Annotated in this window: 16 protein-coding genes and 2 pseudogenes; 6 read left to right on the top strand and 12 right to left on the bottom strand. The window is 72.9% G+C overall.

What is annotated here, in order from left to right:
* Positions 1-134 precede the first annotated feature (134 nt).
* The gene (gcvP, locus tag IF37_RS0133180; RefSeq protein WP_030751295.1) at positions 135-3,020 is read left to right on the top strand and encodes an aminomethyl-transferring glycine dehydrogenase; all 2,886 of its coding nucleotides are present in this window, start codon (positions 135-137) and stop codon (positions 3,018-3,020) included.
* Positions 3,021-3,082: 62 nt separating this feature from the next.
* On the opposite strand, the gene IF37_RS0133175 is transcribed toward gcvP, so the two are convergent.
* From IF37_RS0133175 to IF37_RS0133135, 8 genes are all read right to left on the bottom strand, one after another.
* Positions 3,083-3,502 (bottom strand): molybdopterin-binding protein, encoded by a 420-nt coding sequence (locus IF37_RS0133175; RefSeq protein WP_030751291.1) that lies wholly within the window; start codon positions 3,500-3,502, stop codon positions 3,083-3,085.
* A gap of 28 nt (positions 3,503-3,530) precedes the next feature.
* Entirely contained in the window at positions 3,531-4,733 is a 1,203-nt protein-coding gene (locus IF37_RS0133170; RefSeq protein ID WP_079166003.1) for an ABC transporter ATP-binding protein, read from the bottom strand.
* A complete protein-coding gene (gene modB, locus IF37_RS0133165) occupies positions 4,730-5,587 on the bottom strand; it encodes a molybdate ABC transporter permease subunit (protein ID WP_030751286.1) in 858 nt (285 codons plus the stop codon). Before modB ends, IF37_RS0133170 begins: the two co-directional genes overlap by 4 nt.
* Entirely contained in the window at positions 5,584-6,408 is an 825-nt protein-coding gene (gene modA / locus IF37_RS0133160; RefSeq protein WP_030751283.1) for a molybdate ABC transporter substrate-binding protein, read from the bottom strand. Before modA ends, modB begins: the two co-directional genes overlap by 4 nt.
* Before the next feature lie 679 nt (positions 6,409-7,087).
* Complete coding sequence (locus IF37_RS0133150; protein WP_030751280.1) at positions 7,088-7,477, bottom strand: molybdopterin-binding protein; 390 nt, start codon at positions 7,475-7,477, stop codon at positions 7,088-7,090.
* 128 nt (positions 7,478-7,605) lie between these two features.
* Positions 7,606-9,564, bottom strand: coding sequence for an APC family permease (locus IF37_RS0133145; protein ID WP_030751277.1), 1,959 nt, complete (start codon positions 9,562-9,564; stop codon positions 7,606-7,608).
* Between the two features lie 340 nt (positions 9,565-9,904).
* Entirely contained in the window at positions 9,905-10,462 is a 558-nt protein-coding gene (locus IF37_RS0133140; protein WP_030751276.1) for a hypothetical protein, read from the bottom strand.
* A 160-nt stretch (positions 10,463-10,622) separates the two neighbouring features.
* Positions 10,623-11,153: a universal stress protein gene (locus IF37_RS0133135; RefSeq protein ID WP_030751273.1), complete on the bottom strand. Its 531-nt coding sequence runs from the start codon at positions 11,151-11,153 to the stop codon at positions 10,623-10,625.
* A 206-nt stretch (positions 11,154-11,359) separates the two neighbouring features.
* Here IF37_RS0133135 and IF37_RS0133130 point away from each other — a divergent pair, with 206 nt between their 5' ends.
* Positions 11,360-12,850, top strand: coding sequence for a glycoside hydrolase family 43 protein (locus tag IF37_RS0133130; RefSeq protein ID WP_030751270.1), 1,491 nt, complete (start codon positions 11,360-11,362; stop codon positions 12,848-12,850).
* A gap of 232 nt (positions 12,851-13,082) precedes the next feature.
* Here IF37_RS0133130 and IF37_RS0133125 read toward each other — a convergent pair whose 3' ends face one another.
* The gene (locus tag IF37_RS0133125; RefSeq protein WP_030751267.1) at positions 13,083-13,289 is read right to left on the bottom strand and encodes a DUF5999 family protein; all 207 of its coding nucleotides are present in this window, start codon (positions 13,287-13,289) and stop codon (positions 13,083-13,085) included.
* A gap of 326 nt (positions 13,290-13,615) precedes the next feature.
* Entirely contained in the window at positions 13,616-14,215 is a 600-nt protein-coding gene (locus IF37_RS0133120; RefSeq protein WP_030751264.1) for a hypothetical protein, read from the bottom strand.
* Positions 14,216-14,785: 570 nt separating this feature from the next.
* Between IF37_RS0133120 and IF37_RS0133115 the strand changes: the two genes are divergently transcribed.
* Complete coding sequence (locus IF37_RS0133115) at positions 14,786-16,303, top strand: glutamate--cysteine ligase (protein WP_030751261.1); 1,518 nt, start codon at positions 14,786-14,788, stop codon at positions 16,301-16,303.
* A gap of 280 nt (positions 16,304-16,583) precedes the next feature.
* Positions 16,584-17,384, top strand: coding sequence for a CPBP family intramembrane glutamic endopeptidase (locus tag IF37_RS0133110; protein ID WP_030751258.1), 801 nt, complete (start codon positions 16,584-16,586; stop codon positions 17,382-17,384).
* A 14-nt stretch (positions 17,385-17,398) separates the two neighbouring features.
* Here the strand turns inward: IF37_RS0133110 and IF37_RS0133105 are convergent, their stop codons facing one another.
* Positions 17,399-18,211, bottom strand: a complete 813-nt coding sequence (locus IF37_RS0133105) for a PhzF family phenazine biosynthesis protein (RefSeq protein WP_030751255.1) — start codon at positions 18,209-18,211, stop codon at positions 17,399-17,401.
* Between the two features lie 291 nt (positions 18,212-18,502).
* Between IF37_RS0133105 and IF37_RS0133100 the strand changes: the two genes are divergently transcribed.
* On the top strand, positions 18,503-19,108 hold the full coding sequence (locus tag IF37_RS0133100; RefSeq protein ID WP_030751252.1) for a PadR family transcriptional regulator: 606 nt from the start codon (positions 18,503-18,505) through the stop codon (positions 19,106-19,108).
* Between the two features lie 66 nt (positions 19,109-19,174).
* Here IF37_RS0133100 and IF37_RS46165 read toward each other — a convergent pair.
* Positions 19,175-19,273, bottom strand: a pseudogene (locus IF37_RS46165) (SRPBCC family protein); the annotation flags it as partial.
* A gap of 240 nt (positions 19,274-19,513) precedes the next feature.
* Between IF37_RS46165 and IF37_RS46160 the strand changes: the two are divergent.
* Positions 19,514-19,925: pseudogene (locus IF37_RS46160) on the top strand (peptidase); the annotation flags it as partial.

The following is a 19,925-nucleotide window of genomic DNA, read 5'->3' as shown; positions in this document are numbered from 1 at the left end:
CTCACCGACGGTGAAAGCCGGTGTCCGCGGGCGCCCGGTGAAGCTCTCAGGTTGAGATGACAGAGGGGGAGGCCGTCGGGGTACCCGTGCCGGGGTGCCCCTCGCAGGTCGCGTCAGACCAGGAGGCCTCCGCAATGACCGCCCACCGCATTCCCCTCTCCGACCTGGAAGCGGGCATCCCGTTCGAGCAGCGTCACATCGGACCCGACCAGGAGGCGCGGGCCAAGATGCTCGCGCAGGTCGGGTACGGCTCGCTCGACGAGCTGACCGCCGCCGCCGTACCGGACGTGATCAAGAACGCGGATGCCCTGGACCTGCCGGGCGCTCGTACCGAGGCCGAGGTGCTCGCCGAGCTGCGCTCGCTCGCGGACCGCAACCAGGTGCTCGGCTCCATGATCGGCCTCGGCTACTACGGCACCTTCACCCCGCCGGTCGTGCTGCGCAACGTGATGGAGAACCCCGCCTGGTACACGGCCTACACGCCGTACCAGCCGGAGATCTCCCAGGGGCGGCTCGAAGCCCTGCTGAACTTCCAGACGATGGTCGCCGAGCTGACCGGCCTGCCCACCTCCGGCGCCTCCCTGCTGGACGAGGGCACCGCCGCCGCCGAGGCCATGGCGCTGTCCCTGCGCATGGGCAGGAACAAGAAGGGCCTGTTCCTGGTCGACGCGGACGCGCTGCCGCAGACCATCGCCGTGATCCGGACGCGCGCCGAGCCGACCGGCGTCGAGGTCGTCGTCGCGGACCTCTCGGCCGGCATCCCGGCGGAGCTGGCCGAGCGCGAGATCAACGGCGTGCTGATCCAGTACCCGGGCGCCTCCGGTGCCGTGCGGGACATCAAGCCCGTCATCGACCAGGCACACGGCCTGGGCGCCCTGGTGACGGTCGCCGCCGACCTGCTCGCCCTGACCCTGCTGACCTCGCCGGGCGAGCTGGGCGCGGACATCGCCGTCGGCACCACCCAGCGCTTCGGTGTCCCGATGGGCTTCGGCGGACCGCACGCCGGCTACATGGCGGTGCACGAGAAGTTCGCGCGGAGCCTGCCCGGGCGGCTGGTGGGCGTCTCCGTGGACGCGGACGGCCACCGGGCGTACCGGCTCGCGCTCCAGACCCGTGAGCAGCACATCCGCCGGGAGAAGGCCACCAGCAACATCTGCACCGCGCAGGTCCTGCTCGCCGTCATGGCCGGCATGTACGCCGTCTACCACGGCCCCGAGGGCCTGCGCACGATCGCCCGTCGCACGCACCGCTACGCCACCCTGCTCGCCGCCGGCCTGACGGCCGCCGGGGTGGAGGTCGTGCACGGCGCCTACTTCGACACCGTCACCGCGCGGGTGCCCGGCAAGGCCGCCGGGATCGTGGCCGCCGCCCGGGACAAGGGCGTCAACCTGCGGCTGGTCGACGCCGACCACGTCTCCATGGCGTGCGACGAGACCACCGGCCGGGCCCAGCTGGACGCCGTCTGGTCGGCCTTCGGCGCCGAGGCCGACATCGAGGCGCTGGACGCGACCGCCGCGGACACGCTGCCCGAGGCGCTGCTGCGCACCGACGCCTACCTCACCCACCCGGTCTTCCACCAGCACCGGTCCGAGACCGCGATGCTGCGCTACCTGCGCAAGCTGGCCGACCGCGACTACGCGCTCGACCGCGGCATGATCCCGCTGGGCTCCTGCACCATGAAGCTCAACGCGACCACCGAGATGGAGCCGGTCACCTGGCCCGAGTTCGGGCAGCTGCACCCCTTCGCCCCCGCCGAGCAGGCCGCCGGCTACCTCACCCTCATCCACGAGCTGGAGGACCGGCTCGCCGAGGTCACCGGCTACGACAAGGTCTCGCTCCAGCCGAACGCCGGTTCGCAGGGTGAACTGGCCGGTCTGCTCGCCGTGCGCGGCTACCACCGGGCCAATGGCGACGAGCAGCGCACCGTCTGTCTGATCCCGTCCTCCGCGCACGGCACCAACGCCGCCAGCGCCGTGATGGCCGGTATGAAGGTCGTCGTCGTCAAGACCGCCGAGGACGGCGAGATCGACGTCGCGGACCTGCGCGCCAAGATCGAGCAGCACCGCGACGAGCTGGCCGTGCTGATGATCACCTACCCGTCCACGCACGGTGTGTTCGAGGAGCACGTCGCCGACATCTGCGCCCGGGTGCACGAGGCCGGCGGCCAGGTCTACGTCGACGGCGCCAACCTCAACGCGCTGGTCGGCCTCGCCAAGCCGGGCCACTTCGGCGGTGACGTCTCCCACCTGAACCTGCACAAGACGTTCTGCATCCCGCACGGCGGCGGCGGTCCGGGTGTCGGTCCGGTGGCCGTGCGCTCGCACCTGGCGCCGTACCTGCCGAACCACCCGCTCCAGCCGGAGGCCGGTCCCGAGACCGGTGTGGGCCCCATCTCGGCGGCCCCGTGGGGCAGCGCGGGCATCCTGCCCATCTCGTGGGCGTACGTCCGTCTGATGGGCGGCGAGGGCCTGAAGCGGGCCACGCAGGTGGCCGTGCTCTCGGCGAACTACGTCGCCAAGCGGCTGGAGCCGCACTTCCCGGTGCTCTACACCGGCCCCGGTGGCCTGGTCGCGCACGAGTGCATCATCGACCTGCGCCCGCTCACCAAGGCGACCGGCGTCAGCGTCGACGACGTGGCCAAGCGGCTCATCGACTACGGCTTCCACGCGCCGACCATGTCGTTCCCGGTGGCTGGCACGCTGATGATCGAGCCGACCGAGTCCGAGGACCTCACCGAGCTGGACCGTTTCTGCGACGCGATGATCGCCATCCGCGCCGAGATCGAGAAGGTCGGCGCGGGCGACTGGCCGGCCGACGACAACCCGCTGCGCAACGCCCCGCACACGGCCGCCGCGCTGGGCGGTGAGTGGACGCACGCCTACAGCCGCGAGGAGGCCGTCTTCCCGGCCGGTGTCTCGGCCGCCGACAAGTACTGGCCGCCGGTGCGCCGCATCGACCAGGCCTTCGGCGACCGCAACCTGGTGTGCTCCTGCCCGCCGCTGGACGCGTACGAGGACTGAGCGAGCGAACCGAGGGCCCGTCCGTGCGCACGGACGGGCCCTCGGCCGTTCCCGGCGGGCGGCTACCCCGTCGCCAGTGACACCTCGGTCGCCTTGATCAGCGCGATGACGTCGGAGCCCACGAAGAGGCCGAGGTCGCCGACGGCGTCCTTGGTGATCACGGCGGTGAGTTCGCCGCCGGCCGTGGCGACCTTCACGGACGCCACGGCCTCGCCCGTGACGAGCCGGGCGATCGACCCGGGCAGCTGGTTGCGGATCGACACGCCCTCGACCCGGCGCGTGGCCAGGGACACCTCGGTCGACTTGACCAGGGCGTGGACGGGCGTTCCGGGGGCGAGGGCCAGCTCCTCGACGGCCTCCACGGTGATGGCGGCCGTGAGGTGGGGCCCGCCGTCCAGCCGGACCTTGACGGTGGCCATCACCTCGCCGGGGTGGACCTCGGTGACGGTGCCGGGCAGCTGGTTGCGGATGCTCAGGGTCATGGGCACCCACCGTAGGGCGCCGGTGCGGTCAGGCCGGGTATGCGTGGGTCTGCGTCGCCGGGACGGTCGCCCAGACCGGTGCACCCGGGCGCAGCTCCAACTCGGCGGCGGCGACCGTGGTGAGGTCCGCCGCGAGGGGCAGTTCACCGGTGAGGTCGGCGCGGATCCGGTCGCCATGCGTCTCCACCCCGGCGACCTCCAAACGCCACGGGCCGTGTGCGCCGGCATCGGCGGGCGGGTCACGGAACAGGGTCACCGCGGACGGCGGGAACGCGACGAAGGCCGGTCCGGCCAGCTCCTGAGCGCTGGTCAGGACGGGCCCGGCGTCGAGCCGCACGGTGTGCCCCGCCGCCTGCCCGCGGTAGAGGTTGAGGCCGACGAGCCGGGCGATGTAGTCGGTGCGCGGACGGCGGGCGACGTCGGCGGGGGTGCCCTCCTGCACGATCCGGCCGTGTTCCACGACCACCAGCCGGTCGGCGAGCACCATGGCGTCCAGCGGGTCGTGGGTGACCAGGACCGAGACCGCCTCGAACTCGGCCAGGTGGCGGCGGAGCCCGGCGCGCACCTCCAGGCGGGTACGGGCGTCCAGGGCCGCCAGCGGTTCGTCCAGGAGCAGCAGCCGGGGGCGGGTGGCGAGGGCGCGGGCGAGGGCGACGCGCTGTGCCTGGCCGCCGGAGAGGCGGCGGGGCCTGGTGTGCGCGTGCGCCGCGAGGCCCATGCGGTCCAGCCAGGCCGCGGCCCGGGTCCGGGCCTCGGTCTTGCCGACGCCCTGGCAGCGGGGGCCGAAGGCGACGTTGTCCAGGGCGGACAGGTGGGGGAAGAGCAGGTAGTCCTGGAAGACGACGCCGACCCGGCGGGACTCCGGGGGCGTGTGCTCCAGCGGGGTGCCGTCCAGGCGCAGGTGGCCGTCGGTGAGGGGGGTCAGGCCGGCGAGGGCGCGCAGCGCGGTGGTCTTGCCGGCGCCGTTGGGGCCGAGGAGGGCGAGCACGTCCCCGGGAGCGGCCGTCAGGGTGACGTCCAGGCGGAATCCGGGGCGGTCGACGACGAGGCGGGCGTCGAGCCCGGCGGGCCGGCCGGGGTGCCCGTGCGACCGCGGGTGCGGGGCGGGGCGCCGGTCCCCGGCCGGACCGGGGGCCGTACCGGTGCCGCTCGTGCGGCTCGTGCCGGAGCCCCGCCGCCCGGGCGCGGGCGGGCGGGCGTCGTCGGCGGGTGTGGAGGGGGAATCGGTCATGGTGTGGTCATCCAGCGGTCCCGGAGCCCGGCCAGCACCGCGATCGACACGGCCAGCAGGACGAGACTGAGGGAGATGGCGGCCTCCGGGTCGTTCTGCAACGCCAGGTAGACCGACAGGGGCATGGTCTGGGTGCGGCCGGGGAAGTTGCCCGCGAACGTGATCGTCGCCCCGAACTCGCCGAGCGCGCGGGCCCAGGCCAGCACCGCGCCGGCCGCGATGCCGGGCGCGATCAGCGGCAGCGTGACCCGCCGGAACGCGGTGAAGCGGGACGCGCCGAGCGTGGTGGCCGCCTCCTCGTAGCGCGGGTCGGCGGCGCGCAGGGTGCCCTCGACGCTGATCACCAGGAACGGCATCGCCACGAACGCCTCCGCGATCACGACGCCGGTGGTGGTGAACGGCAGGGTGATCCCGAACCAGGTGTCGAGCCACTTGCCGATGACGCCGTTGCGGCCCAGGGCGAGGAGCAGCGCCACACCGCCGACGACCGGCGGGAGCACGAGCGGCAGCGTGACCAGGGCGCGGACCAGACCGCGGCCGGGGAACTCGGTGCGCGCCAGCAGCCACGCCAGCGGCACCCCGAGGACGAGGCTGACGGCGGTCGCCGCGGTGGCGCTGACCAGCGACAGCTGGAGCGCCTGCCACACCTCGGCGCTGGTCAGCTGCTCCGGCAGGCCGCGCCACGGGGCGCGGACGAGCAGCGCGAGCAGCGGCAGCAGCAGGAACGCCAGCGCCAGCAGGCCGGGCAGCAGCAGCGGCAGCGGCACCCCGCCCCGGCTCCCCGCGCGCAGGCGGCGCCGCGGCCGGCCCGTGCGGGGGCCGGCCGCGGCGCCGGGCTCGTCGAGCGAGGTCACGGCTTGAGGAACCCGGCCTCGCCCAGCACCTTCCGGCCCTCGGCGGAACGTACCAGGGCGATGAACGCCCGGGCGGCCCCGGCGTTCGGCGCGTCCTTCAGCAGCGCGATCGGGTAGTCGTTGACGGCGTCGGCGGACTCGGGGAACTCCACGCCCTCCACCGCGCCGCCGGCGGCCTTCACATCGGTCTTGTAGACGACGGCGGCGTCCGCCTCCTTCAGCCGCACCTTGTTCAGCGCCGACTTGACGTCCTGTTCGTAGGAGACCGGGGTGAGCTTGAGCCCGGCGGCGTCCAGGGCCTTTTGCGCGGCGGCGCCGCAGGGCACGGTCTCGTCGCACAGGACGACCTTCAGGCCGGACTTGGTGAGGTCCTTCAGGGAGGTCACCCTGCCGGGGTTGCCCGGCAAGGTGGCGATCTCCAGCTGGTTGCGGACGAAGATGGCCGGGGTGCCGGTCACGTCGCCCTTGTCCGTCACGATCTTCATCGTCCTGGGGCTGGCGGCGGCGAAGACGTCCGCCGGGGCGCCGCCGGTGATGCTGGCGGCGAGGGTGTCACTGCCGCCGAAGTTGAAGCTGACCTCGGTGCCGGGGTGCTGGTCCTCGAACCGCTTGCCCAGGGCCGTGAAACTCTCCTTCAGGGAGGCCGCCGCGAACACGGTGACCGTGCCCGACAGCTTCCGGGAGGCCGGCTCGTCCGACGGGCCGGACTCCTTCCCCTTCGCGTCCGACGAGGAGGAGCAGGCGCTGAGGGCCAGCAGGACGGCGGCTCCCGCACCGGCCAGCTTCAGCGTCCGCCGGGTCCGGCGCACGGAACGGGTCATCACGGATCTACTCCTCGGGTCCGGTGGAACGGCTGTCGTGCTCTGGCGCGGCCGGGTATCGGCCGTGCGCCGATGATAATGCCGCATCTGCCAGCTGTAAGTCTTCTGTCGCATCGCATGAGCCGCACACCCGTGACTTGGAGCTTGCATGTGCGCTTGTACGGAATGCCGGGGCGGGCGGTCCAGCGGGAGGTGGTCGACGGTGACGCTCGCGTAACCGGCCCTGACCGGCGATCTGGTACGACCCGCCCGGCTGACCGTGCCCGGCCTGCCGTGCCGGCCGCGGCGCCGGGCGGACGTCAGCGTCGTGTGGGCGACCAGCGGCATCCGGCACCACCGGTTCGCGGGGTCACGGACGTACGACACCGCCGACGGCGTCCCGCCGGACGGGGCCGGACCCCGGCCGGTGCTCCCGCAGGACCGGTGCGGGGGCCTGCACATCAGCGGGATCACGGCGATCCGGGTGGACGGCGGGTACGGCGGCGCCGGTCCGGCGCCGGCCACGCCCTGTCACGCGTCGGCGGCAGTGCGATGAACCGCATGCCCGTTACGTCCCGTACGGCGTCGGCCGGGGTGGCCGGGTCGAACGGGCCCTCGCTCACCGGCCCCGGGCGCCCACCGGCCCCGGGCGCCCACCGGCCCCGGGCGCCCACCGGCCCGGGGCCGGTGACGGGGCGGGTCAGACGCGGTCGACGTGCACGTTCGTGGACTTCACGCGCGCGGTGGCCTCCATGCCGACCTCCAGGCCCAGTTCCTCCACGGCCTCCCGGGTCAGCAGCGAGACGAGCCGGTGCGGGCCCGCCTGGATCTCCACCTGGGCGGCGACGTCGCCGAGTTTGATCGCGGTGACGATGCCGGGGAAGGCGTTGCGGACGGAGGTGTGCGAGGTCTCCTCGTCGCCGCCCTTGGCCAGTTCGACCGAGAACGCGGCGAGGTCCCTGCCGTCGATGAGCCGTCGCCCGGAATCGTCGCGGTGGGTGCTCACCCGGCCGGCGTCGGCCCAGCGGCGGGCGGTGTCCGGGCTGACGCCGAGCAGCCGCGCGGCCTGGCCGATCGTGTAGGACTGCATGCCGGTCACGATAGGGCCAAGCGCGGGGCACCGTGGACCTGGGGCCGCCCGCCGGGGACAACGCGACAGGACGCCGGCGGGGGCGGACCGCGCCTGCGGTGGCGTGGCCGCCGTACCGGTGCCCGCGCTCAGCCGGTGTGCACCCGCGGCCGGCGGGACCGGTCCGGCTCCGCCTCGCGCAGCACCTCACGGGTGACCGGGGCGACCTCGCCCTGCCCGAAGAGGAAGAAGCGGAGGAAGTTGGCGAACGGACTGCCCTCGGTCCACTCGAAGTAGATGTGCGGGGTGCAGCCCGTGACGTCACGGACGTGCAGCAGCAGCGCGGCGAGGGCGTTCGGGATCGACGCGGACTCCAGCGTGAGCACCCGGTAGCGGCCGTGCAGCACCTCGCCGCACACGGTCAGCCCCGCCTCGAACTCCGAGGGGTCGGTGACCGTGACCTCGACGAAGACGAAGTCCTCCTGCTCCGGCATGTCGTTGTCGGCGCGGATCTGCTCGATCTTGTCGCGGTACTCCGCCTTGTCCCGGTGGCCCGGCTGGTTGGCGATGAACCGCATCTTCCGGCTCGCCATGTCCCGGATGAAACGTTCCGCCATCGGATCGAGCGTCACACTCGTCACCCGCAGCTCGAAGGCGCGGGCCAGCCGGGACAGCAGCGAGACGAGGATGATGCCCGCGATGAAGCAGGCACCGATCTTCACGCCGTCCGGGCGCTCGATGACGTTCACCACGGTCGTGTAGAGGAAGACCGCCGCTATCGCCCCGAACGCGAGGGTCCAGCCGCGCTGCTCCGCCTTGCGCGCGGCGATGGTCACGGCGATCGCGGCCGAGCTGATCAGCACCAGCACACCGGTGGCGTAGGCGCTGCCCTGCTTGTCGACGTTGGCGTCGAAGATCCAGGTCACCAGGAAGGCGATCAGCGTGAAGACCATGACCATCGGACGCACCGCCCGCGCCCAGTGCGGGGCCATGCCGTAGCGGGGCAGGTAACGCGGCATCAGGTTGAGCAGGCCCGCCATGGCGGAGGCGCCCGCGAACCACAGGATGGCGATGGTCGAGACGTCGTACACCGTGCCGAAGCCGCTGCCCAGGTACTCGTGCGCGAGGTAGGCGAGCGCGCGGCCGTTGGCCTGGCCGCCCGGCTTGAACTCCTTCTCCGGGATCAGCAGCGTGGTGATGAAGCTGGTGGCGATCAGGAAGCAGCTCATGATCAGCGCGGCGGTGGTCAGGAGCTTCTTGGTGTCCCTGATCCGGCCGGCGGGCCGCTCCTCGGTGTCGCCCTGGTCGCCCTGGACGTGCGGCATGACGGCGACGCCGGTCTCGAAGCCGGACAGACCGAGGGCGAGTTTCGGGAAGACGATCAGCGCGACGCCGATCATCACGAAGACGTTCCCGTGCTGCGCGGTCAGGGCGGTGGTCCAGTCGGTGACCACCTGCCCGGCGGTGACGACGTGCCAGAGGCCGGTGATCACGACGACCAGATTGAGCGCCAGGTAGACGCCGACGAGGGCGACCGCGACCCCGATCGCCTCCAGGAAGCCCTTGAGGAACACCGCGCCGAGCAGGGCCACCAGGAAGAGGGTGATCACCATCTGGTGGCCGTGCAGGGAGCTGGTGAGGTGCGGGTTCTCCACCAGGTGGGTGGAGGCGTCGGCCGCCGAGAGCGTGATGGTGATCAGGAAGTCGGTCGCCGCGAAACCCAGCAGGGTGAGGACGAAGAGCTTGCCCTGCCAGAACGACAGCAGTCGCTCCAGCATCGCGATGGAACCCTCGCCGTGCGGGCTCTCCTCGGCCACCCGGCGGTAGACGGGCAGGGCACCGGCCAGGGTCACGACGACGAGCACGAGCGTCGCGATCGGTGACAGCAGACCGGCCGCCAGGGCCGCGATGCCGGGCTGGTAGCCGAGGGTGGAGAAGTAGTCGACACCCGTCAGGCACATCACGCGCCACCAGCGCTGTCCGTGCTGCGGGGGCTCCGGCTCCGCGTGCGGTCCGGTCAGGCCACCGCTCTTGCCCATGTCGGACAGGCCCTCCAGCATCCAGGCGCGCAGGCGGCTGGTACTGGGAGGGCGCTCGGTCGTCGCCATCGGCGTGCTCCTGACGTGCGGCTCAGCTCTTTCCGGCCATCACGCGGACGGCGGCACCAGCGTAAGCGGAGCGTTATGTCGGGGCCCATGGATCAAGGGGCCGTAGGCGTCAAGCTTGCGTTAAGAATGGCCGCCGCGGTGGAGGGGGCGCACGAAGAGGGCGAGGCAGGGGAGGTGGTCCGGGGGCGGGGCCGAACGGGTGAGGGAGGAAGGGTGACGGGGCGCTCGGACGGTGACGGCCACTCAGTGTCACGGCCCGCGACCGGTGTGCTCCGCCGCGTCCTGCGGGTCCCGGTGCCCGCGCCCGGAGGACGCGGGGGCGGGTGCACCGGCGAGCCGGTCACTCCATGCCGGACGCCCGGAAGACGCCGAGTGCCGTCTCCCGGTCTAGACGGCGGGCCAGGCGGTGCAGTTCGGTCGTGCCGGACAGCAGGAAGCCGGCCGCCTCGGCACGGCGGGCGTCCTCGGCGAGCCGGTACCACAGGTCCGGATTGCGGACCAGCACCTCGGGGTCGATCTCCACCCGGTGGTCCAGGGCGTCACGCAGCACCAGGCGCCGGCTGACCCCGTCCACCGGGCGCACCGCGACCAGCAGATCGGTGCGGACCCGGCGGGTGCGCAGCGGGCGGCGGCCGGCCAGCCAGCCCGGCCCCGCAGACACACGCGCCGGGCACAGCACGAGGAAGAGCAGCACGGCCAGCAGAAGCCACAGGGCACCGCGCCACCAGGTCAGTGAGCCGGCCGCCCGGTCGAAGCACAGCAGCAGCCCGAACAGCGCGGCGGCGCAGCGCACCGCGCCGCGCGCCTCCCCGGCCCAGCCGCGGTCATAGGCCACGGTCTCGGTGCCGGACGGGTACGAGCCGGTCACATGGGGGCGGGTGTCGTCACGGTGCTCCATGGGAAAAACGGTAGACCGCCTACGGCCCCCTCCGCCCGCCCTTGACGGCGCCCTGACGACCGGGGGCCGGTTCTTGACGGCACCAGAACGCCGGAGCGGGCGGGGTGCGGGCGGTTCCGGGGGCCCGGAACCGTGGTGCGCTCCGCCGGGGCGGGGCCGTTCACAGGTCGCGGGTGTCGATGCGCAGGTGCCACGTGTTGCGCCGGTGGACGGACAGCAGGTCGGACTGGAGCGGGGACGGCGGCACCGCCAGGACCGGACAGACCGCGTGGGCCAGACAGTGCCGGGAGACCCGGCCCGAGAAGGCGCGCCGGAGCCCGCGCCGTCCCGCGCCCACGACCAGGACGTCGCTCTCCCGGTCCGCGATTTTTATGAGCGCCCGGCCGGGGGCGCCGCGCACCACGACGGGACGCATCGGCACCCCGGGCGGCGCCGCGCCGAAGATCTCGTCCAGTACCGCGGCCAGCCGCTGCTTGGCCAGCCGCTGCCACTCCTGCGCCGGCACGCCGGCGGCGGGGGAGCGGCGCGCGGCGGAGTCACCGCCCGGCGGCTCCCAGGCCAGCACCGGCCACAGCTCCGCTCCCAGCCGGCGGGCCAGCACGGTGGCCCGCCGCAAGGCCGTGACGCTGCCCAGGGAGCCGCTCACACCGACCACCACCCGGGCCACCGCCGAGGTGTCGTGCTTGGACATGACTCCACCGTTCCGCACGGGCACCGGCGGGGTGCCGGCCCCAGGCGCGCCCGCGTGCAGGTCCTCCCTCACTCCATCCCACTCCCGCACCGGCGATTCGACCAGCCGGGCGGCCGGCACCCGCGCTCCGGACCGCCCGTCGGCCCCCCGTCGGCAGTAAGATTCGGCCCTTCAGTCGAATCTTTCGAGCGCCTCAGGGGGCGAGCGTGCGGACCTACGACAATCCCGTCATCCCCGGCTTCCACCCCGATCCCAGCGTGTGCCGGGCCGGGGACGACTACTACCTGGTGTGTTCCAGCTTCGAGTACTTCCCCGGCGTCCCGCTGTTCCACAGCCGGGACCTGGTGCACTGGCGCCAGATCGGCAACGTCCTCGACCGGCCCGGGCAGTTGGCGCTGCCCGACGACGTACCGGCGTCCGGGGGCGTCTACGCGCCGACGATCCGCCACCACGACGGGCGCTTCCACGTCGTCACCACCGTCGCGGGCGCCGGCGGCACCTTCCTGGTCACCGCCGACCGGCCCGAGGGCCCCTGGTCCGACCCGGTCCGGATCGACCTGCCCGGCATCGACCCCGACCTGGCGTGGGACGACGACGGCAACTGCTGGTGCGCCATGGCCGGGGTCACCGTCGCCCGGATCGATCCGCGCACCGGCCGGGTGCTGGAGGGCCCGCTGCCGATGTGGTCCGGCACCGGGCTGCGGGACCCGGAGGCCCCGCACCTGTACCGGATCGGCGACTGGTGGTACCTGCTGCTGGCCGAGGGCGGCACGGCGCTGGGGCACGGTGTCTCGGCCGCCCGCGCCCGTTCGCCGCGCGGTCCCTGGGAACCCGCCCCCGGCAACCCGCTGCTCACCCACCGCGGCACCGACCTTCCCGTGCAGTGCACCGGTCACGGCGACCTGGTCGAGGCGGCCGACGGCTCCTGGTGGATGGTGCTGCTCGGTACCCGGCCCCGGGGCTGGTTCCCGGAGTTCCACGTCCTCGGCCGGGAGACCTTCCTGGTGCCGGTGGAGTGGGCCGACGGCTGGCCCCGGGTGGGCCCGGTACGGGAGCGGCACCCGGCTCCCGCCGCCTGGGCGCCCGTCGAACAGCCGCCCGCCCGGGACGACTTCACCGCTCCGTTGCTCGCGCCGCACTGGATATCCCCGCGGCGCAGGCCCGACGGCTGCTGGTCGCTGACCGAACGGCCCGGCCGGCTCGTCCTGACCGCCACCGGGGACAGCCTCGACCGGCCCGGGCACACCTTCGTCGGCCGCCGCCAGCAGCACCACGACTGCCGGGTCGCGGCGCTGCTGGAGCCCGGTGCGGGGCGGGCCGGGCTGTCCGTGCGCCTGGACGAGGACCACCACTACGACCTGGAGGTGGACGGGGGCTCGGTGGCCGTGATCGCGCGGATCGGCCCGCTGCGGCAGCGCGTCGCCGAACAGCCTCTGCCGGCCGGTCCGGTCACCCTGTCCCTGGAGATCCGCGCGACGCGGCGGCCGGGACCGCGGCGGCCCGGCCCCGATCTGCTCGTCTTCTCCGCCGGTACCGCCGAGGGGACCGTCCGGCTCGCCGAGCTCGACGGCCGCTATCTCTCCACCCAGGTGGCCGCCGGCTTCACCGGCCGTGTCATCGGCATGTACGTCACCGAGGGCCGCGCGGCCTTCGACTGGTTCGAGTACGCGCCCACCACACCGGTCGCGACGCCCTGACGCACCCCTCCCGACCGAATGCGACGCGGTGGAGGGACCGAAACTTTCGGAAGCCGGATCGTCGTCCTCTCGTCGCCCTTCCGTCTTCGTCGGCGCGCGCCGGACGCGTGGTGCCGGACGGGTGCTCCCCGGCATGTGTCGGGGCCGGTGCGCACCGGGTGGGTGCGGCCGGCCCCTCGGGTCACACTGTGCCCCTGCTCGGGCGTATGCCCTGCGCAGGCGTGTGCCCCGCTCAGGCGGCGGTCATCACCTCGTCCACGCCGAGCGGGCGGTGCGGGGCGATGATGCGGCCGTCGGGCAGCAGCTCACCGGTGTCCTCGAACAGCAGGACGCCGTTGCACAGCAGGCTCCAGCCCTGCTCCGGGTGGTGCGCCACGAGGCGGGCGGACTCCCGGTCGGCGGATTCGGCTGGCGGGCACGGTGGCTGGTGCTGGCACATGGGCGGGTTCTTTCGCTCTGGTGTGATCATGTCCGTCCCCCGTGGTAAGAGTCGGTCTGCGTCCAGTGTTCTCTCCCGCGTCTCATTCCGCAGGGATTTCGCAGCACCGCTTCCCACAGGTTCACTTCGGGTGGTTCGCAGTGACCAGATGCGGGCACCCGAGTACGCCCAGTACGCGGGTGATCCTCCGCCTTGCGATGCACCGCACCGGACGCCGCGGCCTGATCCGACCTGATCCAAACGAAACCCCCTAGTCCGCACGGTGGGCGTTCGGAAGACGGTCGTACCCCGCTTCCGGGCCGCGAAGCGGGGTACGCGGGGGTCGGTCAGGCGGGCGAGCCGAGCACGGGCGAGCCGAGCAGTGGGAGAGGGGTCGCCCGATGGGTCAGCACCGGAAGCAACTCGGAGACCGGGAAGGGCCGGTGCGCCGGGATGCCGGGCGGGGCCGGCGCCAGCGGGACGAGCAGGTCGGTGGCGGCCGGATGGCCCTCGGTGCCGTCTCCGGAGCAGTCGCCGTGCAGCCACAAGGTCAGCATGTAGAGCCCGGGGACCGACAACAGCCTTGCCTGGTACGGCTGTTGCAGCGACTCCGCCTGTTGCAGGGCGCGCTCGGTGGAGACGACGTAGGGGCCTTCGAAGAAGTGCGAGAAGGCCCAGCCGTCGGGGGTGAGCATGGTGTCGGCGGCGGCCACCGCGCGATCACCGCACCGGATCAGGAAACGCCAGCCGGTCAGTCTGGTCGCGGACAGACCTTGTGCGGTGATGCGGTCCAACACGTGTACCGGCAACGGGAGTTCGGGTGTCACTGGGCCCTGCGCGGTACGCAGGGCGGGGGTGCGGGCCTCACGTACCGCGGTGGGGGAACCGAGGGCGGTGAGGACGGAGCGCAGGGCGGGCGCGGGGGCAGGGGGTACGTGCAGCGGCATGTGGGTCGCCTCTCAGTCGACAGGCGCGGCGGCGCGAGGAGGGTGGGGCGGACGGCGCTGTCTGCTCACGGAAGGCCGGAGAGGTGGGGGCCCAGGTCGGTGGGAACGAGGGTGCGGCTCGGTCCGCCGCCCGTCAACCAGGGCGACGGGAACTCCGCGGAAACCAGGACCGAGGGCGCCACCTTCTGCCTTGTGGACGGAGTTTATACGACGTGTGTTCGGCAGTTGTTTCAGCTAGCCGATTCCGGTTCCCGGGGCCAGACCGAAATGCGTCGTCGATTTGCGGAACTCATCCCGATTTCCGAACCGGGCCCCCGCCGCTGACCTCGCCGTACGCTCCGGTAGCGGTCGGCTGATTGTCGTCGGCGTTTTTCACGAGGCGTTCGGGGCACCCGATGGTGCGAGCTGCGGCATGCCTCGTGAATGTGCCGCCGGGAACATTCGTAAGAGTAGCGGGCGACGGGCCCGCGCGGGACGTTATCGATCGCTTCCGCTGGGCATCATCCCCCCTGACCCGGGAGAGCCCGGCGGCCGGATCATCGGCCCGCCCATCCGAGGAGGGACACTTCGATGGGGGAGAAGGTCGTGGCGGGGCAGTTCGACCTGTCCGATCGCCAGCGCTACCGTGAAAAGCTTCAGAAGTGTCTGACGGGGCTGGAGCGGTTGTTGCGGGAGAAGCGATTCGACCGTGGCAAGAACCTCTTGGGAGTCGAGATCGAATTGAATCTCGCCGGATCCGACGGCATGCCGAAAATGTTGAACGGGCAGGTACTTGAGCGCATCGCGAGCCGTGACTTCCAAACAGAACTCGCCATGTTCAACCTGGAAGTGAACATAGCGCCCCACCGATTGGGCGGCCGAGTTTTCGACCGGCTCGCCGAGGAACTGCGCACCTCGCTCGCCTACGCCGACCGCAAGGCCGGCGAGGTGGACGCGGGCATCGTGATGATCGGCATCCTGCCCACCCTCGACCGCGACGACCTGGTCTCCTCCAACCTCTCCGAGGTCGACCGCTACACCCTCCTCAACGACCAGATCGTCGCCGCGCGCGGGGAGGACTTCCGGCTCGACATCGACGGCGTGGAGCATCTCGTCTGCACGTCGAAGTCGATCGTGCCCGAGGCCGCGTGCACCTCGGTGCAGCTGCACCTCCAGGTCACCCCGGCGCGGTTCGCGGACGTGTGGAACGCGGCCCAGGCGGCGTCCGCCGCACAGATAGCCGTCGGCGCCAATTCGCCGTTCCTCTTCGGCCACGAGCTGTGGAGCGAGTCCCGGCCGCCCCTGTTCCTCCAGTCCACCGACACCAGGCCGCCCGAGCTCCAGGCCCAGGGTGTACGGCCGCGGACGTGGTTCGGCGAGCGGTGGGTGACCTCGGCCCAGGACCTGTTCGAGGAGAACCTGCGCTACTTCCCGGCGCTGCTGCCGATCTGCGACGACGAGGACCCGCTGGAGGTCATCGAGGCCGGCGGCGTGCCGAAACTCTCCGAGCTGGTGCTGCACAACGGCACGATCTACCGGTGGAACCGGCCGGTGTACGGCATCGCGGACGGCGTCCCGCATCTCAGGGTGGAGAACCGGGTGCTGCCGGCCGGGCCGACCATCACCGACGTGATCGCCAACGCGGCCTTCTACTACGGCCTGGTGCGCGCCCTCGCCGAGGACTCGCGGCCGGTGTGGACCCGGCTGCCGTTCGCCGCGGCGGAGGCGAACTTCGACGCGGCGTGCCGGCACGGCATCGACGCGCGCTTCACCTGGCCCCGGCGCGGGCGCTACGGCGGCACGGGCGAGATCGACGCGGTCACGCTGGTGCGGGACGAGCTGCTGCCGCTCGCCTCGGCCGGGCTGGACGCGTGGGGCGTGGAGGCCGCCGACCGCGATCTCTACCTGGGCGTGATCGAGGAGCGCTGCCGGCGCCGGGTCAACGGGGCGTCCTGGCAGGCGGCCACCTTCCACCGCGCACTGGAACGGGGTATGTCCCGCGAGGCGGCCCTCGCGGCGACGACCCGCCGCTACGCCGAGCTGATGCACGGGGGCGAGCCGGTACACACCTGGCCGGTGGGCCTGCCGGAGCCGGTACCGGCGGGCTGAACGTCGTCACCAGGTGCCGGTGCCGGTGCCGGTGCCGGTGTCTGTGCGGCTGAGCGTCGGAAACCGGTGCCGGTGCCGGTGGGCTGGGCGTCGTATGGGCCGCCGGCCCGTGCGGTGAGGGGTCTGCCTCAGCCGTAGCCCCCGTCTGCGTATGCGCCTGCGCCTGCGTCTTCGTCTCCGTTTCCGCTCAGGCCCGGCCCGGTGCGCGGGGCGCCACCGGTTCTGCGATCCTTTCCGGGCAAGGGCGGGCCATGGGCCCGTGGGCCCGGTGAAGGCAGGGGTGCAGGTGGAGGCTGACTCGGTGGCCGGTTCCGCGCCGCGGGGGCGCGACCCGCGGCGGACGCTGCGGGACGAGATGCTGCTCGTGCTGGCGCTCTCACTCGGGGCGAGCGGCGTCTCCGCGCTGATCAGTTTCATCGGCTCGGTCACCAAGCCGGGCGGTCTCAAGGACCAGGCGGCCACCCTCAACGCCTCGGCCGCCCCGGGCCGTCCCTGGCTGGACCTGGCCTGGCAGCTCTTCGGCATCGCCACCGCGCTGGTCCCCGTGGCGCTCGTCGCCCACCTGCTGCTGCGCGAGGGCGAGAGCCTGCGGACGCTGGGTTTCGACCGCACCCGGCCCTGGTCCGACCTGGCCCGGGGCGCCGGCGTCGCGGCCGTGATCGGCAGTACCGGTATCGCCTTCTACCTCGCCGCCCGCGGCCTCGGCTTCAACCTCACCGTCGTGCCCGAGGCGCTGCCGGACGTGTGGTGGAAGTACCCGGTGCTCGTCCTGTCCGCGCTCCAGAACGCGATCCTCGAAGAGGTCATCGTCGTCGGTTACCTGCTGCGCAGGCTGGGCCAGTTGGGCTGGTCGCCGGGGACCGCGCTGGTGGCGAGCGCCGTCCTGCGCGGTTCCTACCACCTCTACCAGGGCATCGGCGGCTTCCTCGGCAACATGGTCATGGGCGTGGTCTTCGTCTGGCTGTACCGCCGCTGGGGGCGGGTCGGCCCGCTGGTCGTCGCCCATTCCCTGCTCGACATCGGGGCGTTCGTGGGATACGCGCTCCTCGCGGGCCGGGTGGACTGGCTGCCGACGGCCTGAGGGCCGCCGGAGACTCAGGCGCGCAGTTCGCCCTCGATGACGGTGACCGCGCGGCCGGTGAGCCAAGTGCGCTCACCGCGCAGGGCGGTCCGCACCAGCCCGGTGCGGCGCGACGCCTGAAGGCCGGTCAGGTCGTCGCGGCCGAGACGGGCGGACCAGTGCGGGGCGAGCGCGGTGTGGGCGCTGCCGGTCACCGGGTCCTCGTCGATGCCGACGTTGGGGAAGAAGCAGCGGGAGACGTAGTCGTAGCCGCGGGCAGGGCCCTCGGCGCGGGCGGTGGCGATGATGCCGCGCGCGGAGTAGGCGCCCAGGGCCTTGTGGTCGGGGGAGAGGCCGCGCACGGTCTTCTCGTCGGCCAGCTCCACCAGCAGGTCACCGACGTTCGGCCCGGTGTCGAAGGCGGCGACCGGCTCCGCGCCGAGCGCCCCGGCGACCCCGGCCGGGATCGCGGTCCGGGTGAGCGGGGCGGTCGGGAAGTCGAGGGTGAGCGAGCCGTCCGCGGCGGGCGTGGCGATCAGCACGCCGCTGCGGGTGGCGAACCGCACCGGCCCCTCGTGGGCGCCGGTGGTGTGCAGGACGTGGGCCGTGGCGAGGGTGGCGTGGCCGCACATGGCGACCTCGGTGACGGGCGTGAACCAGCGCAGCGCCCAGTCCGCCTCGCCGCCCTCGGGCAACCGGTGCGCGAACGCCGTCTCGGCGTGGTTGACCTCCATGGCGACGTCTCGGAGCCAGTCGTCGTCCGGGAAGTCGTCGTCCAGGAGGAGGACTCCGGCCGGGTTGCCGGCGAAGGGGCGGTCGGTGAAGGCGTCCACGATTCGAATGCGCATGCCGCCGACGCTAGTGGCCGCGCCGGTCGCCGGACCAAGGCCAATTCGCGAGTGCCGGACTGTTTCCCGCCCGGCGCCGCATGCGCGCCGTCTGCTGCCTGCCGTAGGCCGTGCCTGTGGGGCGGGAACCTGGAACGGGGAGTCGCCTCACCGCAGGTCAAGGTTTCGAGAAGGAGCTTGTCGGGGAGCTTGTCGGACGATCGGTTCCGATATATCGTTGAAGCATCGCGAACGATACGCGATGCTTACGTGATAGATCCGCGAGATCAGCGATGGAATGGAGTGATCGCGATGCGTACCCACGGATTCGAGCGTGGACATCGGCATGAGGGTGGCGGCCGCCGTGGCATGGGCGGCTTCGAGGGGCGGCGGGCCGCCTTCGGCCCGTTCGGGCCCGGCGGCCCCGGCTTCGGACCGGGTCCCTGGGGGCCCCGGGGGCGGGGCGGTCCGCGCGGGCGGGCGCGGCGCGGTGACGTGCGCGCCTCGATCCTGGCCCTGCTCAAGGAGCGGTCCATGCACGGCTACGAGATGATCCAGGAGATCGCCGAACGCAGCGGCGGCGCCTGGAAGCCCAGCCCCGGCTCGGTCTACCCCACCCTCCAACTGCTGGAGGACGAGGGCCTGATCGTCAGCGAGAGCGAGGGCGGCAAGAAGCTGTTCGCGCTGACCGACAGCGGGCGCGCCGCCGCCGAGGAGGGCTCCGACGCCCCCTGGGAGGAGGCCTCGCGCGGGGTCGACTGGGAGGCCCTCGGCGAGATCCGCCAGGCCGGCTTCGGTCTGATGGAGGCCTTCGGCCAGGTCTGGAAGACCGGCAGCAAGGAACAGCGCGAGAAGGCGCTTGCCGTCGTCAACGACGCCCGCAAGAAGCTGTACCTGATCCTGGCCGACGAGCACTGAGGTCCGTACGGCGGCCCCGGCGCCCCGGGTGTGTGCCGCGCGGGGCGCTCGCGCGTCCCCGGGCCCTCAGGCCACCAGGTCGCCCAGCCCGCGCAGTGACTCGCGCAGCGCGGCCGTGGCCGAGTCCTTGAGCCTGCCCGCCATCAGCGACACCGCGGCGCCGGTAGGGGCGTGAACTTTCCATACTGATGAACCGTCAGGTGCCGGCGATGGTGGCGCCGGGTGCCGTGGAGCGCCGACGGCGGCGCGGGTGCGGGGCAAGGCGGCGCGCCCTTCCTGTCGGAAATCGGCCAGATCTCCTCCGTAGGGATGAAATCGGGGGTGGTGATGTCCACTCCGCGTGGGACGCGAAGATGGTTCCCCTCGTGGATGCCCCGTCCCTTGGGGGCTGATGGGGTAGGGGATGTGCAACCCTGTACAGCCCACCGGACCGCCCAGGACGCGGCGGTTCCGTATCAGGACGGCGCTGCCGGGCTCGGTGCCGAGCTGGCAGTGGTGGTAGCCGGTGCCCGCCGGAGGGCCGTCCGGGACGGGGACCGGCAGACCGACACCGCCCATCTGCTCCACGCCCTGCTGGAGAACGACCCCGAGGTCCGCGCCGCCGTGGGTGAGCCGCGGCGTCTGGTCCGGCTCCTCGGCTACCTGGTGCAGCGCAGCATCGGCTACGGGCTGCGCTGGCAGAGCAGCGTGGAGAACTCCGGCGCGCTGCCCCGCCTCCCCGCGCCGGCCGGCCCCGGCGAGCGGGAGCGCGGCGCCCGCCCCGCCGTCCCCGACGGGGCGGACGACGGTGCCGGCGCGGCGGGCACCGGTGCCGACG

The organism is Streptomyces sp. NRRL S-31 (assembly GCF_000718775.1).
Classification (GTDB): Bacteria; Actinomycetota; Actinomycetes; order Streptomycetales; family Streptomycetaceae; genus Streptomyces.
Note: the sequence above shows the minus strand (reverse complement) of the source record. Positions and strands in the feature narration are given on the sequence as shown.

Coding starts and splice junctions, on each gene's coding strand:
- gcvP (WP_030751295.1), top strand. CDS start 135: ATGACCGCCCACCGCATTCCCCTCTCCGACCTGGAAGCGGGCATCCCG.
- IF37_RS0133175 (WP_030751291.1), bottom strand. CDS start 3,502: ATGACCCTGAGCATCCGCAACCAGCTGCCCGGCACCGTCACCGAGGTC.
- IF37_RS0133170 (WP_079166003.1), bottom strand. CDS start 4,733: ATGACCGATTCCCCCTCCACACCCGCCGACGACGCCCGCCCGCCCGCG.
- modA (WP_030751283.1), bottom strand. CDS start 6,408: ATGACCCGTTCCGTGCGCCGGACCCGGCGGACGCTGAAGCTGGCCGGT.
- IF37_RS0133150 (WP_030751280.1), bottom strand. CDS start 7,477: ATGCAGTCCTACACGATCGGCCAGGCCGCGCGGCTGCTCGGCGTCAGC.
- IF37_RS0133145 (WP_030751277.1), bottom strand. CDS start 9,564: ATGGCGACGACCGAGCGCCCTCCCAGTACCAGCCGCCTGCGCGCCTGG.
- IF37_RS0133140 (WP_030751276.1), bottom strand. CDS start 10,462: ATGGAGCACCGTGACGACACCCGCCCCCATGTGACCGGCTCGTACCCG.
- IF37_RS0133135 (WP_030751273.1), bottom strand. CDS start 11,153: ATGTCCAAGCACGACACCTCGGCGGTGGCCCGGGTGGTGGTCGGTGTG.
- IF37_RS0133125 (WP_030751267.1), bottom strand. CDS start 13,289: ATGTGCCAGCACCAGCCACCGTGCCCGCCAGCCGAATCCGCCGACCGG.
- IF37_RS0133120 (WP_030751264.1), bottom strand. CDS start 14,215: ATGCCGCTGCACGTACCCCCTGCCCCCGCGCCCGCCCTGCGCTCCGTC.
- IF37_RS0133115 (WP_030751261.1), top strand. CDS start 14,786: ATGGGGGAGAAGGTCGTGGCGGGGCAGTTCGACCTGTCCGATCGCCAG.
- IF37_RS0133105 (WP_030751255.1), bottom strand. CDS start 18,211: ATGCGCATTCGAATCGTGGACGCCTTCACCGACCGCCCCTTCGCCGGC.
- IF37_RS0133100 (WP_030751252.1), top strand. CDS start 18,503: ATGCGTACCCACGGATTCGAGCGTGGACATCGGCATGAGGGTGGCGGC.